Origin of the sequence: Janthinobacterium sp. BJB446, from assembly GCF_002735655.1 — a bacterium.
Lineage (GTDB): Bacteria > Pseudomonadota > Gammaproteobacteria > Burkholderiales > Burkholderiaceae_D > Janthinobacterium > Janthinobacterium lividum.
Genome location: NZ_PDZK01000003.1, coordinates 594,007 through 611,491, shown reverse-complemented (window position 1 = coordinate 611,491; position 17,485 = coordinate 594,007). Strand labels below are relative to the sequence as shown.

Here is a 17,485-nt window from a genome sequence, read left to right as displayed (position 1 = left end):
TATGCCTGATGACCATAGCAAGTTGGTCCCACCCCTTCCCATCCCGAACAGGACCGTGAAACAACTTTGCGCCGATGATAGTGCTGCAACCAGTGTGAAAGTAGGTTATCGTCAGGCTTGTTATTCGCAGTAAGAGAAAAACCCCGCCAGTAATGGTGGGGTTTTTTTTCGTCTGGCGGTTTGTGATGGCGAATCCCAAACGAAGGCTGGGGTCAGACCCCCTCGCGCGTTGGCGTCGAATCTGGCGTTGGCGGTGTGGAGGGTCTGACCCCGGTGGCGCGGTTCAGCAGGCGAAAAAAAAGCAGCGCTGCGCGCTGCCTTTTTTACTTAATATCGCTTAACTCCCGCGATAAGTCGAATATGACCACGGCGATACCACCAGCGGCACGTGGTAGTTCTCGTCTGTATGCGCAATGCCGAAGGACAGGGTGACCAGGTCGATGAAGCGGGGGGAGGGCAGTTCCACGCCTTGGGCGGCGAAATAGTCTCCTGCATTGAAGACCAGTTCATACTGGCCCGCCTTCATGCTGTCGCCTTCCAGCAAGGGTAAACTGCAACGGCCGTCACTGTTCGTCATATCCATCTTCAATAACACTTTGCCTTCCGGCGCAACTGAAAACAGGGCCACCTTGACGCCGGCTCCCGGCCTGCCGTGGGCGATATCGAGTACATGCGTGCTGAGTTTTCCCATTTGCTATCCTGTATATAGGGTGAGTGAATGTGCTTATCGTGCAAATCATATACCGGTGACTGCGCCGGGCTATATGATTGGGCATATAGCCAACATTGTCCTCCTATAGGCGCGCCTCCGCATGAACAATTACGAACATTATCCACGCGACTTGATCGGCTATGGCCGCACGCCACCCCATCCGCAATGGCCGGGCAAGGCCCGCATCGCGCTGCAATTCGTCCTCAATTACGAGGAAGGGGCGGAAAACAGCGTGCTGCATGGCGATCCCGCCTCGGAAACGTTTTTGTCGGAAATGATCGGGGCGGCCGCTTTTCCTGCGCGCCACCTCAGCATGGAGTCGATTTATGAATATGGCTCGCGCGCCGGGTTGTGGCGCTTGTTGCGCATGTTCGAGGAGCGGCGCCTGCCGCTGACCGTATTCGGCGTCTCGATGGCCTTGAAGCGCAATCCGGAGGCGGTGGCGGCTTTCCAGGAACTGGGCCATGAAATTGCCTGTCATGGCTTGCGCTGGATTTCCTATCAAAACATGGACGAGGCAACGGAACGCGAACACATGCGCGAAGCCGTGCAGATCATCCGCGAATTGACGGGTTCCGCCCCGCAAGGCTGGTACACGGGGCGCGATTCTCCGAATACGCGCAAACTGGTGGTCGAGCATGGCGGTTTCCGCTACGACGCCGATTATTACGGCGATGATCTGCCATTCTGGGACAAGGTAGCGTACACGGATGCCTCCGGCATGCCTGCCGTGCAGCCACAGCTGATCGTGCCTTATACACTGGACACGAACGACATGCGCTTTGCCGCCATGCAGGGCTTTAATTCGGGCACGCAGTTTTTTGATTACTTGAAGGATGCCTTCGATGTGCTGTACGCGGAAGGCGATCCGAACGGCTTGAATCAGCCGAAGATGCTGTCCGTGGGCTTGCATTGCCGCCTGGTAGGACGGCCTGGCCGCGCAGCCGCCCTGGCGCGCTTTCTCGATTATGTGCAAGGCCATGAGCATGTGTGGATCACGCGCCGCATCGATATTGCCGAACACTGGCACGCGACGCATCCCTGTAGCGTTTGATAGGTATTGATATTGGATGATAAGTAAAATCAGTCTTTGCATATAGTTGTCCCATATGCCGGTGTTAATCTCCTATACTGGGACTATACCGAGGCCAGCATGTCAGAACCGATCCGCTTTTACTACCGTGGTGCCGTACAGGAAGTACGCAACGCCGCCCCTACGCAGACTGTGTTGCAGCACCTGCGCGAGGATTTGCATTGCACGGGCACCAAGGAAGGCTGCGCCGAAGGCGATTGCGGCGCTTGCACCGTCGTCATCGGCAGCCTGGTGGATGGGCAAATCGAGATGAAAGCCGTCAACGCCTGCATCCAGCTCACTCCTACCCTCGATGGCAAGGCCCTGTTTTCCGTGGAAGACTTGCAACAGCCCGACGGCGCCCTGCACCCGGTGCAGCAGGCGATGGTCGAGTGTCACGGTTCCCAGTGCGGTTTTTGCACGCCCGGTTTTGTCATGTCCTTGTGGGGCATGTATCTGAAAAAAAACGGCGAGACACCCACGCGCGGCGAAATCGACGATACCCTGTCGGGCAATCTGTGCCGCTGCACGGGCTACCGGCCCATCATCGATGCAGCCAGACGCATGGGCGAATTGCCGCGCGTCACGTTCGACCGCGATGCCGTGGCGCAGCAATTGCAGGCGTTGCAGCGCAGCAGCCTGACTACGTATGAACATGGCGGCCAGCAATTTCACGCGCCGCGCAGCATCGATGAACTGGTGGCACTGCGCGCGGCAAAGCCGCAAGCCTGCTTGCTGGCCGGTTCCACCGACGTGGGCTTGTGGGTGACCAAGCAATTGCGCGACCTGGGCGACATCATTTATTTGGGCAACGTCGCTGTGCTGAAAACCATCGCCGTGGACGATGGCAAGTTGCACATCGGCGCCGGCGCCAGCCTCAACGATGCCTATGCGGCGCTGTGCCAGCATTACCCGGAGGAATTGTCGGAACTATGGCAACGCTTTGCTTCCTTGCCGATCCGCAACGCAGGCACTTTGGGCGGCAATGTGGCCAATGGCTCGCCCATCGGCGACTCGATGCCGTGGCTGATTGCGCTGGGCAGCGAGATCGTGCTGCGCGGCCCAGGCGGCCAGCGGATCATGCCGCTGGAAAATTTTTATCTGGGTTACCAAAAGAAAGATCTGCAGCCCGGCGAGTTCGTCGAAGCCGTGCGCGTGCCCTTGCCGCGTGCCGAGGTGCAATTCCGCACGTATAAACTGGCCAAGCGCTTCGACCAGGATATCTCGGCCGTATGTGCCGCATTTGCCTTCCAGCTCGACGGCGAGCGCATCATCGATGCGCGCATCGCCTTTGGCGGCATGGCGGCCACGCCGCAGCGCGCCGCGCAAACGGAAGCGTTTTTGCGCGGACAAGCATGGACGGAAGACAATCTGGTCATCGCCATGCGTTTGCTGGCCGACGATTACGCGCCCCTGTCGGACATGCGCGCATCGGATACCTACCGCATGACGACGGCGCAAAACCTGTTGCGCCGCTTCTGGCTGGAAACACGCCCCGGTGCGCCGCTGTTGCGCACTGCCGTCAACGCCTACGCTTGCCGCGCCTGAAAGGACCAGCATGAACCATCCTGCCACGCCCGAACTGCAAGCGGCCGCCTGGGCCGCCGTGGGCAAGCCCAGTCCACATGAATCGGCGCAATTGCATGTGCTGGGGCAAGCCACATACACGGACGATATCGCCGAGTTGCAAGGCACCTTGCACGCGGCGCTGGGCCTGTCGCAAAAGCCGCACGCGCGCATCACGGCCATGGATTTGTCGGCCGTGCGCAATGCGAACGGTGTCGTCGCCGTCTACACGGCGCAGGACATTCCCGGCACCAATGACTGCGGCCCTATCATCCATGACGATCCCATCCTGGCTGCGGAACTGGTGCAATACGTGGGCCAGCCCATCTTCATCGTAGTGGCCGATACGCACGACCATGCGCGCCGCGCTGCCCACCTGGCGCAGGTATCGTACGAGGAATTGCCCGCGATCATGACGCCGCAAGCGGCCAAGGCCGCACAATCGTACGTGCTGCCGCCGATGCAGCTGACGCGTGGCGATTATCAGGCGGCGTTCGAGAAGGCGCCGCATGTGGTCAAGGGCCAGCTGTATGTAGGTGGCCAGGAACAGTTTTATCTGGAAGGACAAATTTCCTACGCCATCCCGAAGGAAGCGCAAGGCATGCTGGTGCTGTGTTCGACCCAGCATCCGAGCGAGATGCAGCACGTGGTGGCGCATGCGCTGGGCGTGCATTCGCACAACATCACCGTCGAATGCCGGCGCATGGGCGGCGGTTTTGGCGGCAAGGAATCGCAGTCGGCCCTGTGGGCGGCGGCCGCATCGATTGCGGCGGCCAAACTGAAGCGCCCCGTGAAACTGCGCGCCGACCGCGACGACGACATGCTGGTGACGGGCAAGCGCCACTGTTTCTACTATGAATACGAAGTGGGCTACGACGATGAGGGCAGGATACTTGCCGCCAAGGTCGACATGACCACGCGCGCCGGTTACTCGGCGGACTTGTCCGGCCCCGTCGCCACGCGCGCCGTCTGTCACTTCGACAACACATATTACCTGTCCGACGTGGATATCCGCGCCGCCTGCGGCAAGACGAATACCCAGTCGAATACGGCTTTCCGGGGCTTTGGCGGGCCGCAGGGCGCCATTGCCATCGAGTACGTGATCGATGAAATCGCCCGCCATTTGCAACGCGATGCGCTCGATATCCGCCTGCTCAATTTCTATGGGCGCAACGATGCCGAGGGGCGCAATGTCACGCCGTATGGGCAGACTATCGTCGACAACGTCATCCACGAGCTTGTCGCTGAGCTAGAGGAGAGCAGTGACTACCGCGCGCGCCGCCGCGCCATCGACGCCTTCAATGAGGCCAGCCCGATCCTGAAGAAGGGCCTGGCATTCACGCCGCTGAAATTTGGCATCGCCTTCAACGTCACGCATCTGAACCAGGCCGGTGCCTTGGTCCACGTGTATGTGGATGGCTCCGTACTGGTCAACCATGGCGGCACGGAAATGGGGCAGGGTATCAATACCAAGGTGATGCAAGTGGTGGCGCACGAGCTGGGGCTGGACCTGGAGCGCGTACGGGCCACGGCCACCGATACCAGCAAGGTGGCGAACACGTCGGCCACGGCAGCGTCCACCGGCGCCGACCTGAATGGCAAGGCGGCGCAGGATGCGGCGCGGCAGATCCGTGAACGCCTGGCCGATTACGCGGTCAAACTGTACGGCGGCGACGTTGCTGCAGTGCGCTTCTTCAATAACCATATCCACGTGCATGGCCATGTCGTCGCGTTTGCCGAGCTGGTGCAGAAGGCTTATCTGGCCCGGGTGCAATTGTGGTCGGACGGCTTTTATGCCACGCCTGGCCTGTCGTGGGATGCGAAGACGATGAAGGGCCATCCGTTTTCCTACTATGCGTATGGCGCGGCTGTGGCTGAAGTGGTGGTCGATACCTTGACGGGGGAATGGAAGCTGCTGCGTGCGGACGCCTTGTACGATGCTGGCCAGTCATTGAATCCCGCGATTGATCTGGGTCAGGTGGAAGGCGCATTTATCCAGGGCATGGGTTGGCTGACGACGGAGCAGCTGTGGTGGAACGCGGCGGGCAAGCTGATGACGCACGCGCCATCGACATACAAGATTCCCGGCATTTCCGATTGCCCCGAAGATTTTCGCGTCAAGCTGTTCCAGAATCGCAACGTGGAAGACAGCATCCACCGTTCCAAAGCCGTGGGCGAACCGCCGTTGCTGCTGCCGTTCTCCGTCTTCTTTGCCATCCGCGACGCCATTTCCAGCGTGGGCCAGCACGCCGTGCAGCCACCGCTGAATGCCCCCGCTACCAGCGAGGAAATCCTCAAGGCGGTCATGGCCGTGCAAGCGGCGCATGCCGGCGCCTAGGAGCAGAGAATGAGCGACTGGCTGACAGCAATCGAGAATGACACGCAGGCATCCGTGCTGGTGACGGTCGCCCTGGTGGAAGGCTCGGGGCCGCGCGAGGCGGGCGCGAAGATGCGCGTCACCCTTGAAGGCCAGGCGGACACCATCGGTGGCGGCCACCTGGAATTGCGCGCCGTGGAAATTGCCAAGACCATGCTGGCCACGGCAGATACCCATGCGCGGCTCGAGCGTTTTGCGCTCGGCCCCAGCCTGGGACAATGCTGCGGTGGCGTCGTCCACCTGGCGTTCGAGTATGTCGATGCCAGCTTGAACGAATTGCTGGCCGCCTTGCGCGAACGGCGCCAGCATGACAGCTGGAAAGTCACGGCGCTTGACGGCGATGCCGCGTCGGCCCTGTTCGATGCCGCCGGTAAACTGATTGCCGGCGCACCAAGCCAGGCACCCAATACGTTCGCGCGCGAACGCAGTACCCATGTCGCTCAGGATGGCAAGGGGCGTCGCTGGCTGGTCGACTCCTGCCTGGCGCCGCGCGCGCACCTGACCTTGTTTGGCGCCGGTCACGTGGGCGCCGCCATCGTGTGCGCACTGGCCCACTTGCCCTGCAATATCACCTGGGTCGATGAGCGCGAAGACATGTTTCCAGAGCAAATGCCGGATAATGTGCGCATCGCCGCCACCGACACGCCCGAGGAATTCGTTGCCATGGCGCCGCCCGGCGGCAGTTTTCTCGTCATGACGCACAGCCATGCGCTCGATCAACGCTTGACGCAAGCCATCATGGAGCGCAAGGATGCGGGCTGGTTCGGCTTGATCGGTTCGCACACGAAACGCAAGCAATTCGAGCACCGACTGCAGGCGCGCGGCGTACCGGATGAGCGCATTGCCGCCATGGTCTGTCCGATCGGCATGCCCGGCATCCGCAACAAGGCGCCGGCCGTGATCGCCGCTTCCGTTGCCTGTCAACTACTCATGGTGTGGGAGGAAGCGGCCGCGGCCGCCCTGGCCGCACCGCTGCGGCTGGCTACTGCCAGTGCGCCACCGCGACGCGAGAAACGCGCCGCCATTCACCCGTTATAGAAAGAAGTCATGCCGATAGTTCCTGCCACATTGCAAGCTTACCGTGCCAGCTTGCTGCACTTTCACGCCGATCCCGCTTTCACCGAGGAGGCGCACGCCTGGCATGCGGACGGCTTGCTGATCGTGGCCGACGGCAAGGTCGTGGCCGCTGGCGATTATGCATCGCTGCAACCGACTTTGCCGCCAGGTACCGAGATCGTCGATTACCGCGGCAAGCTGATCGTGCCCGGCTTTATCGACACGCATCTGCATTTTCCGCAGACGGAAATGATCGCCTCGCCTGCCCCGGGTTTGCTGCCATGGCTGGAGACGTACACCTTCCCTACCGAGCGGGCGTTTGAGAATCCCGAGCATGCGCGCAACGTGGCCGAGTTTTTCCTCGATGAACTGCTGCGCTGCGGCACCACCACAGCCATGGTGTATGGCAGCGTGCATCCGCAATCGGTCGATGCCTTCTTTGGCGCCAGCGAGGCGCGCGGCTTGCGCATGGTGGCGGGCAAGGTCATGATGGACCGCAATTGCCCCGAGTTCCTGCGCGACACGGCCGAGTCCGGCGCACGCGAAAGCGAAGAGCTGATCCGGCGCTGGCACAAGCACGGCCGCTCGCTGTATGCGATCACGCCCCGTTTCGTGCCGACGTCCACGAATGAGCAGATGCACCTGGCGGGCGAGCTGGCGCGCGCCTATCCGGATACGTATTTGCAGACCCACGTATCGGAAAACGAGGATGAATGCCGCTGGGTGCGCGAACTGCATCCGCAGGCGCGCAGCTACCTCGATGTGTATGATCAGTACGGCATGCTGCGTCCGCGCGCCATGTTCGGGCACTGCATCTGGCTCGACGAGCGCGACCGCGCGCGCATGGCGGAAACGTCGTCGGCGGCCGCCATTTGTCCTACGTCAAACCTGTTCCTTGGTAGCGGCCTGTTCGATTTCGAGCGGGCCGATGCGGCGAAAGTGCTGCTGTCGCTGGCGACCGATGTGGGCGGCGGCACCTCGTTCTCGATGTTGCAAACCATGAACGAAGCCTATAAAGTAGCACGCTTGAAAGGCAGCTATCTGCCCGCCTTGCGCATGTTTTACCTGGCGACCTTGGGCGCCGCGCGCGCCATGCAGCTGGAAGGCACCCTCGGCAATTTTACGGCAGGCACGGAAGCGGACTTCATCGTGCTCGACAAGCAATCGACGCCGTTGCTCGAGCGCCGCACGGCCGGCTGTCAAAGCCTGGAGGAATTGCTGTTTGCCTTTGCGCTGCTGGGCGACGACCGCGCCGTGGCCGCCACCTATTCAGGCGGGCAATGCGTGCATGTGCGGGGGCAGGGCTGACCTACCCGTTGTTCAACACGAATTATCCTGAGCGAGAACGCGAATGCACAAGAAACTCACTGGCCTGGCGCTTGGCGCCGCGCTGGCATTGACCGGAACGGCGCAGGCCACCCCTTCTTCCAACGAAGCGGCCACCGCGCGCCATTTTGCTGCCCTGGTTGCCGGTGCGCAGCCGAAGACAGCCGAGTTGAGCCTGTTCTTTTCCATGATGCCCAAGGGCGGTGATCTGCATCACCATTATTCGGGCGCCATTTACGCCGAGCAATTCCTCGACTGGGTCGACAAGGAAAACTATTGCGTCAACAAGACGACGTACCGCATCGAAAGCAACAAGGACGTCGTGGCAGCCGAGCGCGCCAAGCCGGCCGCGCAGCGTGGATGCCTGTCATCCACGGAAGTGTTTGCCGATGCGGGCCTGTATGCGGAATTGCTGCAGCGCTGGTCGACCAAGGATTTCTATAATCACGGCGCCATGCAGACGCCGCCGGACCGCACTTTTTTTGACACCTTCGGCTACTTCGGTCCCGTGGCGTCGAGCAACACGGCTGACGGCTTGAAAACCCTGAAGCAGCGCGCCATCGCGGAAAACCTCAGCTACATCGAGACGATTTTCGAACTGTCGCCATTCGTGCAGAACGCGCAGTTCGACCAGCAGGTGCTGGCGCCGGGCTTGCAGCCGGCAGCATTGCAAGCCGTGCTGGCCAACTGGACAGGCAGCCTGGAGCAGGATGCCAGCTTCCAGAAAAGCATCACTGCCTACAACGACAACGTCAACGCCAGCAGCGCCGGCATCGACGATGCGAACTTCACCATGCGCTACCAGGCGTATGTGCTGCGTTTCCTGTCGCCATCGCAAGTGTTCTCGTCCATGGTGGCCGCGTTCAAGGCAGCGAGCCTGAATCCGCTGTTGGTGGGCGTGAACATCGTGGGCCAGGAAAGCGTGAACGTGTCGATGCGCGATTACAGCCTGCACATGGAAATGTTCAAGTTCCTCAAGGCTAAGTATCCAAACGTCAAGATCGCACTGCACGCCGGCGAGCTGGCGCTGGGCATGGTGCCGCCGGAAGGCATGACGTTCCATATCGCCGAAGCCGTCGATGTGGCAGGCGCCGACCGTATCGGTCACGGCATGGATATCGCGTACGAAAACAATGCGCTGGCAACCATGCAGAAAATGCGCGAGCGTAACATTCCCGTGGAAGTGAACCTGACCAGCAACGATTACATTCTCGGTATCAAGGGCCAGGCGCATCCGATCACCCTGTACCGCAAGTATGGCGTGCCATTCGTGATTTCTACCGATGACGCAGGCGTCTCGCGCAATACCTTGTCGAATGAATATGTGCTGTTTGCCAGCCAGTACAAGACGGATTATGCGGAAATCAAAAAGCTGTCCTACAACAGCCTGCGCTATTCCTTCTTGGCGGAAGCGGACAAGCAACGTTTGCTGAAAGCGCTCGATGCCCGTTTCACCCGTTTCGAAGCCTTGATCGCAAATAGTGATCGCAAAGCAACTGTTGTAAAACCGTAAAAGTATTTCACCTCTCTTCCTTGCCACGCGACCGCGACTAGCGGTCGCGTAACCTCCTGTTCTTCATAGTTACAAAACCCTCCTTTTATCCTTTTTGTTGTGCCTTTACGACAAAAAATGATGCGCTAGTAGTGCTTTCTTGCAATTATTTTCTGAAACAATTTCCAAGTCTTGCCGCTCATCTATAATTTCGCCCCGATGAGGTGAGCTTGCTCGGTTGATACAAAAAATGCGGCTTCCAGCGGTGATTTATATTTTTTATATATAAATTACTAAAAAAAAACGTATTTGTCAGCCTACAGACCTTAATGCATAGTTGGACGGCGAAGAATTGAATAAGTCATTTTTGATATCGCTTTTGTGACAATTCAGGATGTCTAGCGGCTCCTGTCACATTGCGGTCATATCCGTGTAACGGATTTGAAATATTCGATCTTTATACTGCCGTGTCTAGTTGGATAGTTTCCGTGTTTCACCACAATATAAGCAAGTCAAAATCTTGTAAGTTACAACACACTCTAGGGGGTTCAAATGCAGTTCATTCAACAACCAAAATTGCGACTAAGTATGATCGCAGTGGCATGCCAATTGGCTTGCTTCGGCATCTCCACTGCGCATGCGCAAACCGACGGCGAAGCCGCAAAAGTGGTCATTACCGCGAAAAAAACCGGTATGGGCCTGATGGTGACGGAAGATGCCCCAAAGGCACGCAGCACGATTACGGCAGAAGAACTGGAAAAGCAACGTCCAACGGGCAATGCGTACGAAGCCCTGGAAATGTTGCCAGCTGTTAATAGCTACAACTACGATGCAACTGGCCTGTTCGGCGGCGGCCTGACACTGCGCGGCTTTAACTCCGACCAGATCGGCGCCACGATCAACGGCGTGCCGGTGAATGACTCCGGTAGTTTTGCCATCTACCCACAAGAATATGTTGACCAGGAAAATACCTGCTCGCAAACCGTGACCCAGGGTTCGACCGATGCCGATTCGCCACAAGTGGGCGCCACCGGCGGCAACTTCGGTATCAACACCTGCAATCCTGAAGACAAGCACCGCCTGCGCATGATGCAGACCATCGGTCAACTGAACATGAAGAAAACCTTCGTGCGCGTCGACACCGGCCTGTTCTCGGACAAACGCACCAAGATGTTCGTGTCCGCTTCGCATGCTGAAGCCGACAAATGGAAAGGCAAGGGCGGCGCCAAGCGCGACCATATCGATGCCGGCATCAACTACGACTGGGATCGTTTCAACTATATTCACGCCACCTTGCTGTACAACGAGGCGATGAACAACAACATCAATAACCTGACCTTGGCTGAAATCAACAAGAACGGTTATAACTTCGACTATGCCGATACCTTCAAAGGCCATCTGAAGCCGGTCAAAGGCACTGCCCAAGTGGAAACCACGCAGTCCCCAGCCTTCTACAAGCTGGGCATCAACCCGTTCAAGAATGCCATCGCCTCGGCAACGGCCAAGTTCCGCCTGAACGAGAACCTGGACCTGAAAGTACTGCCATACATCTGGTACGGCTATGGTAACGGTGGTGTGCAACAGCGCGCCCAGTCGGAAAAAGCTTTCTATGACGCAGCCACTGGCATGCGTAATGGCACCGTGGACTTGAACGGCGACGGCGACACCCTCGACACCGTCCTGGTCGCTAACGCCAGCGTCACCAAGACCTTCCGTCCAGGCGTGACCGCGTCGCTGAACTGGTCGTCCGGTAACCATGATGTGCTCGGTGGCTTCTGGTACGAGCGCGCTCGCCATCAGCAAACGGGCCCGATGCTGGCATTGAGCAATGATGGTATCTCGCAAGATCCTTGGCTGCAAAACGGCCAGATCCTGCGTCCGGATGGCACGCCAGCGCAAAGCCGTAACTGGATGTCGATTTCGACCGCTTATCAGTTCTTCCTGCAAGACACGATCAGCCTGAACGATGACAAGCTGAAGATCAATATCGGCGTACGTAGCCCGAACGTGAAGCGTGACTTCACCAACTACGGCGACGAAAACAACAACGTCAAGCCGTACAACCTGATCAAGAAATACAACACCCTGCTGCCGCAACTGGGTGCCCGTTACCGCATCACCAACGACGATCAATTGTTCATTTCGGTCGCCAAGAACGTCAAAGCACCACCTAACTTCGTGTTCGGCAACATCGGCACCAGCGTGAAAGTGGTCAATGGCGTTGCCAACTTTGTTGGTGATGTGAAACAAGAATCGTCGTGGAATACCGATATCGGCTATCGCCACCAGGATGACAAGTTCATCGCTTCGGTGACGGCGTTCTTCGTCGACTTCAAGGATCGCCAGGCAACCACCTTCGATCCAATCACGCAGTCGAGCAGCTACACCAACGTGGGCCGCGTCAGCAACAAGGGTCTGGAATTTGAAATCGGCAATACGCCGATCAATGGCTGGGCAATGTACGGTTCGCTGGGTTTCAATAACAGCAAAATCAAGGACGACATGCTGTCCGCGACGAATGTGTACCTGCCGACTGCTGGCAAGGAAATGATCAACACGCCGAAGAAGAAAGCCGGCCTGTCGATCGAGTACCAGAATGGTTCGTTCTGGACCCGCGTGAAAGCGCGCGCCACCGGCCAGCAGCAAGCATCGATGGTCAATGATGAAACGGCACCAGGCTACACCACCTTCGGTATCGATGGCGGCTACACCTTTGCCAACTTCGGTTACATCAAGCGTCCCAAGCTGACATTTAACCTGAGCAACATCACGGACAAGCAGTACCGCAATCCGTCCTCGACCACCGTCAAGAACACCCAGCCTATCGCTGGCGTGACGACGTCGGTTGATACCCAGCGTTACTACCTGGGCGCACCACGCTTCGTATCGGTCACCCTGTCGATCGATATCTAATCGACGCTGACGCGCAGCCTGCAGGCCAGGCTGCGCGCGATGTGTTGCAACGGGCCTCAGGGCCCGTTTTTCTTTTCTGGCGGCGTTGTGCAGCCGGACCTTGTTTAACCCGTTTGCGCAATGCCGTACCCCGGCCGTTGCGCTATGCTGCGAAGCCTATGAAAACACTGCCCTTATCCCTGATCGCGGTGGCCATCGCCGCCGCCATGACCGGTTGCGCCACCCATCCCGTGGCGCCCGTCGATATCAACCTGGTCGCCCTGAACGATTTTCACGGCAATCTCGACCGCAGCAAATTTACCTACACGAGCGTCGCCGATGCCGAGCGCAAGACGGTGCAGGCCGGCGGCATCGATACCTTGTCCGGCGCATTGACGGCGTGGCGGCGCGAAGATGCCCAGCTGATCTTTGTCGGCAATGGCGACCTGGTCGGTGCCAGTCCCGCCATGTCGGCGCTGTGGGCGGACGAACCGAGCATCGTCGCCATGAACATGCTGGGCATGAAGGCCAGTTCCGTCGGCAACCATGAATTTGACCAGGGCAAGGCGGAATTGCTGCGCCAGCAGCGCGGCGGCTGTGAATCATCGCGCGCCGACAAGGCGTGCAAATTCACGCCCGACTTCAAGGGCGCCAGCTACACTTATATGGCGGCCAATGTCATCGACACGCAGACGGGCAAGTCCCTGCTGCCCGCCTACCGCATCGAAGAGGCGCATGGCGTCAAGGTGGGCCTGATCGGCGCCGTGCTGAAGGATACGCCGTCCGTGGTGACGGCCGCCGGCATTGCCGGCCTGCAGTTTGGCGATGAAGCGGACGCCATCAACGCCACCTTGCCGCAACTGCGGGCGCAAGGCGTGGGCGTGTTCGTCGTGCTGCTGCACCAGGGCGGCGAGACCAAGGAAGCCGTCGACCAGCCCGACTGCAGCCATCTGAAGGGCGAAGTGGTCGACGTGGTGAAACGCCTCGACCCGGCCATCGGGCTGATCATCAGCGGCCATTCGCACCAGGGTTATCTGTGCCGTGTCGATGGCCGCCTGGTGACGCAGGCGCAGATGGGCGGACACATGTTGACGCGCATCAAGCTCAAGGTCGATCCCGTCAAGAATGCGGTGATCGATGCCAGCGCGCAAAACGTCGTCATGCTGCCAGGCATGTATGAGCCGGACCCGGCCGTGGCAGCCTACCTGGAATCGGTCAAGCAGCGCAGTGCGGCCGAATTGTCGCGTCCCGTGGCCAGTATCGCCGTGCCGAACGTGGGCCGCAGCACCAAGGGCGGCGGCGCTTCCCCGCTGGGCGACCTGGTGGCCGACAGCACCCTGTTCGGCGCGCGCGCTGCCGGTGCGCAAATTGGCCTGATGAACAATGGCGGCATCCGCAAGGACCTGGAAGCGGGCGCCGACCTGATGACGAACGTGGGCCAGAACCAGGCCGTGGTACCGTTCGGCAATACCCTGATCGTCGTGAGTCTTTCCGGCGCGCAAATCCGTATCTTGCTCGAGCAGCAATGGCCGGGCGAAGAGGCAGGCGAGGGCAACCTGTTGCAAGTGTCCGAAGGTTTTAGTTACCGCTGGGACAGCACGCGGCCGCCGGGCCAGCGCGTGCTGCCGGGCAGCATCATGCTCAATGGCGTCGCCATTGATGACAATCAACAATACCGTGTCGCCGCCAACAGTTTCCTGGCCGGCGGCGGCGACCGTTTCACCGTGCTGGCGGCCGGCACGCGCCGGCTCGACACGGGCGTGCGCGACATCGACGCCTTCAGCAATTACCTGATCGACCGCGCGCGCGTCGGCAAACCGGCTGGCAGCGCCACGGCGGCCGGCCGCATCGTGCGCGTCCAATAATCTTTACAAGGAAAAACCATGCGTCGTTTATTTGTTTCCCTGCTCGTCACTACCCTGTTCGCGGGCACGGCCCACGCGGATTTCACCATTCCCGGCTTTGAGCTGGTGCACACTTCGCCCGTGGAAACGAGCTTGACGAATCCCGACCTGCGCGAACCCGTCGCCGTGTGGAGCGAGCTGTTTGATTCGGCCAAGAAAGAAATCGTCATCGCCCAGTTCTACGCCGTCAGCAAGCCGGGCACGGCTTTTGAAAAGGTGCTGGCCAGCCTGACGGCCGCCGGCCAGCGCGGCGTGAAGATCCGTTTCCTGCTGGACCAGAAGGGTGTGGGCCTGTCGGAAGCGGCCACCATCGCCCGGATCAAGGCGATTCCGAACCTGGACTTGCGCCTCATCGACTTCAATAAAATCACGGGCAACGGCATCGTGCATGCGAAATACCTGGCCGTCGATGGCCAGGTGGCGTACATCGGCAGCCAGAATTTCGACTGGCGCTCGTTCGAGCACATCCATGAGACGGGCTTGAAGATCACGGATCCGGCCATGGTGAGCCAGGTGCAAGCCATCTTCGAGCAGGATTGGCAGGCGCAGGCATTGACGTCGCAAGGCAGCCGCGCCACGGTGCTCAACAGCAAAGTGGTGCCGGCCAATTACGCGCAAAACGCCTTCCTGCTGGCCAGCCCGAATGCCTACAACCCGGCCGGCGTGGGCGACTCGGAAACAGGCTTGCCCGCCTTGTTGGCGGAAGCGAAAAGCGAAGTGCGCATCCAGCTGCTCGATTATGCACCGCTGTCCTATGGCCCGAACCGCACGCGGCCGTATTACGCCGTGATCGACAACGCCGTGCGCACAGCCGCCCAGCGCGGCGTGAAAATCAAGCTGATGGTGTCCGCCTGGAATACGGAAGCGCCGGCCATCGCCTACCTGAAAAGCCTGGCCCTGGTGCCGAACGTGGAAATCCGCATCGTGACGATTCCCACGGCGTCGACGGGTTTTATCCCGTTCGCGCGCGTGATCCACAGCAAGACCATGAGCATCGACGGCAAGCTGGCCTGGGTCGGCACGAGCAACTGGGCGGGCGGTTATTTCGACTTGTCGCGCAACCTGGAAGTGGTGCTGCGCAACGAACAGATGGCGCAGCGCATTGCCGCGCTGCATGAGCAGACGTGGAGCTCGGCGTACGCCCAGCCCATCGACATCAACAAGCAGTATCCGAAACCGGCCAAGGCCGCGCCGCAAGGCAAGGAGTGAACATGAAAAAATTACTGTGCGTGCTGGCGCTGGGTGCCGCATTCGCTTCCGGCAATGTGCTGGCGTGGGGCAATGACGGCCACCGCGCCGTGGGCGCCATCGCCGATCAATTGCTCAAGGGTAGCGCGGCGCAGGCGCGGCTGGAGAAGTTGCTGTTGCCCGGCGAAAGCCTGGAAAAGATCGCCAACTGGCCCGATTGCGTGAAGGGCACGTATTGCGGTCCGCAATCGCCGGAAATGCTGAGCTATGTGGCGGCCAACCCCAAGCATGGCGAATACCATTACACGAATGTGCCGTTCCAGAACGCGCACTACCATGACCATGGCGTAGGCACGGCCGACGACGATATCGTGCAAACGCTCAAGCAGGCGATCCTGGTTTTGCAAGGCAAGGCTGACGCGGCCAGCAATCCGCACGGCTTCAGCCAGCGCGAAGCCCTGATCCTGATCACGCACCTGGTGGGCGATATCCACCAGCCACTGCATGTTGGCAATGCGTTTCTCGGCAAGGATGGCCAGTTCTTTGTGCCCGCCACGCAGGCGCAGATCGACGACATCGCCATTTTCAATGCACGCGGCGGCAACGATTTGCTGCTCGACGATGCGAAGATGACGGCGCTGTCCGACGCCGTGATTCCCGCACCGCTGCCGGCAGAAGAGGGCACGGCCAAGCCAGCCAGCGCGTATCCGAAGTCGCCCACCAAGCCCCTGCATTCGTACTGGGACACGACCGTGGTCGATTACGCCATGCGCCGCCTGAGCACGCGCACGCCGCAGCAGTTCGCCCGCACGGTGATCGCCAGCGCGCCTGTGGTCAGCGCCAATAGCGGCGACCCCGCCACCTGGCCGTATCAGTGGGCCGATGCCTCGCTGGCGGCGTCAAAGATTGCCTTCACGGACGTGGTGGCCGGCCCTGCCACGCAGCAGACCAGCCGCAAGGGCGATGTCTATAACGTGTGGGCCTTGACGGTGCCCGATAATTATCCGGTGCCCAGCTCGGCGCTGGCGAAGCAGCAGCTGATCGAGGGCGGCTATCACCTGGCGGCCGTGCTGCAGGCGATCTGGCCGCATTAAGATGGCACTCGAAAGCGGCCCGCGGGCCGCTTTTTTCATGCCAGGATGACGGCGATTCCCATCTCGCGGTAGGGCGCGACCAGCGCGTCGTCCACGTCGCGGTGCACGATGATGTCGTTGACCTGGCTCAAGGGTGCGACCTGGAACGGCGAGGCCGTATTGAACTTTTCCGGCGAAGCCAGCACGACAGTGCGGCTTGACGCCGCGCTCAGTGCGCGCTTCACGCATGCTTCCTCATAATCGCCGGTGGTGATGCCCGCTTGCGGATGCAGGCTGGACACGCCCATGAAATACAGGTCGGCGCGGATGCGGCCGATGGCTTCCACGGTCGCCGCGCCGACGCCGACGATCGAGTGCTTGTACAGGCGCCCGCCCAGCATCAGCACTTCGATCGATGGGTGATTCACCAGTTCGACGGCAATCGACGGGCTGTGCGTGACGATGGTGGCGCGCAAGTCGCGCGGCAGCTGGCGCGCCAGCTGCACGGCGGTCGTGCCGCCATCGAGGAATACCACTTGTCCCGTTTGTATCATGGCGCCCGCCGCGCGGCCGATGGCGGGCTTGGCTTCCAGCGAAATCTGTTCGCGCCCGGCGAACGGCGCCAACGCGGGCGAGCGCGGCAGCAAGGGCAGGGCGCCGCCGTGCACGCGCTCCAATAGTCCTTCTTTTGCCAGCTCGCGAAGGTCGCGCCGTATCGTGTCTTCCGACAAGCCCAGGCTATCGCTGACGGCCTTGGCGACGATCTGTCCTTCGCGCTGGAGCAAGTCCAGCAGATATTGTTTGCGTTGATGTGTCAGCATGGTTTT

At 60.1% G+C, this 17,485-nt stretch carries 12 protein-coding genes and 1 rRNA gene; 11 read left to right on the top strand and 2 right to left on the bottom strand.

Translation table 11 applies throughout. The features are described from left to right. Positions 1 to 4 precede the first annotated feature (4 nt). Positions 5 to 117 (top strand): 5S ribosomal RNA (gene rrf, locus CSQ92_RS22065). A gap of 220 nt (positions 118 to 337) precedes the next feature. On the opposite strand, the gene uraH is transcribed toward rrf, so the two are convergent. Further along, on the bottom strand, positions 338 to 691 hold the full coding sequence (uraH, locus tag CSQ92_RS22060) for a hydroxyisourate hydrolase (RefSeq protein WP_070280841.1): 354 nt from the start codon (positions 689 to 691) through the stop codon (positions 338 to 340). A 121-nt stretch (positions 692 to 812) separates the two neighbouring features. On the opposite strand from uraH, the gene puuE reads away from it, so the two are divergent. The 10 genes from puuE to CSQ92_RS22010 all read left to right on the top strand — a co-directional run bounded on the left by puuE (position 813) and on the right by CSQ92_RS22010 (position 16,679). After that, positions 813 to 1,766, top strand: a complete 954-nt coding sequence (puuE, locus tag CSQ92_RS22055; RefSeq protein WP_099395379.1) for an allantoinase PuuE — start codon at positions 813 to 815, stop codon at positions 1,764 to 1,766. Between the two features lie 99 nt (positions 1,767 to 1,865). After that, positions 1,866 to 3,332 (top strand): xanthine dehydrogenase small subunit, encoded by a 1,467-nt coding sequence (gene xdhA / locus CSQ92_RS22050; protein WP_099395378.1) that lies wholly within the window; start codon positions 1,866 to 1,868, stop codon positions 3,330 to 3,332. 10 nt (positions 3,333 to 3,342) lie between these two features. Next, positions 3,343 to 5,688, top strand: a complete 2,346-nt coding sequence (gene xdhB / locus CSQ92_RS22045; RefSeq protein WP_099395377.1) for a xanthine dehydrogenase molybdopterin binding subunit — start codon at positions 3,343 to 3,345, stop codon at positions 5,686 to 5,688. Positions 5,689 to 5,697: 9 nt separating this feature from the next. Further along, on the top strand, positions 5,698 to 6,765 hold the full coding sequence (xdhC, locus tag CSQ92_RS22040; protein WP_099395376.1) for a xanthine dehydrogenase accessory protein XdhC: 1,068 nt from the start codon (positions 5,698 to 5,700) through the stop codon (positions 6,763 to 6,765). A gap of 9 nt (positions 6,766 to 6,774) precedes the next feature. Beyond that, on the top strand, positions 6,775 to 8,091 hold the full coding sequence (gene guaD / locus CSQ92_RS22035; RefSeq protein WP_099395375.1) for a guanine deaminase: 1,317 nt from the start codon (positions 6,775 to 6,777) through the stop codon (positions 8,089 to 8,091). 43 nt (positions 8,092 to 8,134) lie between these two features. Continuing rightward, the gene (locus CSQ92_RS22030; protein WP_099395374.1) at positions 8,135 to 9,622 is read left to right on the top strand and encodes an adenosine deaminase family protein; all 1,488 of its coding nucleotides are present in this window, start codon (positions 8,135 to 8,137) and stop codon (positions 9,620 to 9,622) included. Positions 9,623 to 10,189: 567 nt separating this feature from the next. Next, a complete protein-coding gene (locus tag CSQ92_RS22025; protein ID WP_230522256.1) occupies positions 10,190 to 12,514 on the top strand; it encodes a TonB-dependent receptor in 2,325 nt (774 codons plus the stop codon). Positions 12,515 to 12,672: 158 nt separating this feature from the next. Continuing rightward, positions 12,673 to 14,358 carry a bifunctional metallophosphatase/5'-nucleotidase gene (locus tag CSQ92_RS22020; RefSeq protein WP_257219316.1) on the top strand — a complete coding sequence of 562 codons (1,686 nt, stop codon included), beginning with the start codon at positions 12,673 to 12,675 and terminating at the stop codon, positions 14,356 to 14,358. A gap of 18 nt (positions 14,359 to 14,376) precedes the next feature. Continuing rightward, positions 14,377 to 15,606, top strand: a complete 1,230-nt coding sequence (locus CSQ92_RS22015; RefSeq protein WP_099389601.1) for a phospholipase D-like domain-containing protein — start codon at positions 14,377 to 14,379, stop codon at positions 15,604 to 15,606. Positions 15,607 to 15,608: 2 nt separating this feature from the next. Continuing rightward, positions 15,609 to 16,679: a S1/P1 nuclease gene (locus CSQ92_RS22010; RefSeq protein WP_099395373.1), complete on the top strand. Its 1,071-nt coding sequence runs from the start codon at positions 15,609 to 15,611 to the stop codon at positions 16,677 to 16,679. Between the two features lie 35 nt (positions 16,680 to 16,714). On the opposite strand, the gene CSQ92_RS22005 is transcribed toward CSQ92_RS22010, so the two are convergent. After that, positions 16,715 to 17,479: a DeoR/GlpR family DNA-binding transcription regulator gene (locus tag CSQ92_RS22005; RefSeq protein WP_099389599.1), complete on the bottom strand. Its 765-nt coding sequence runs from the start codon at positions 17,477 to 17,479 to the stop codon at positions 16,715 to 16,717. Positions 17,480 to 17,485: the final 6 nt, after the last annotated feature.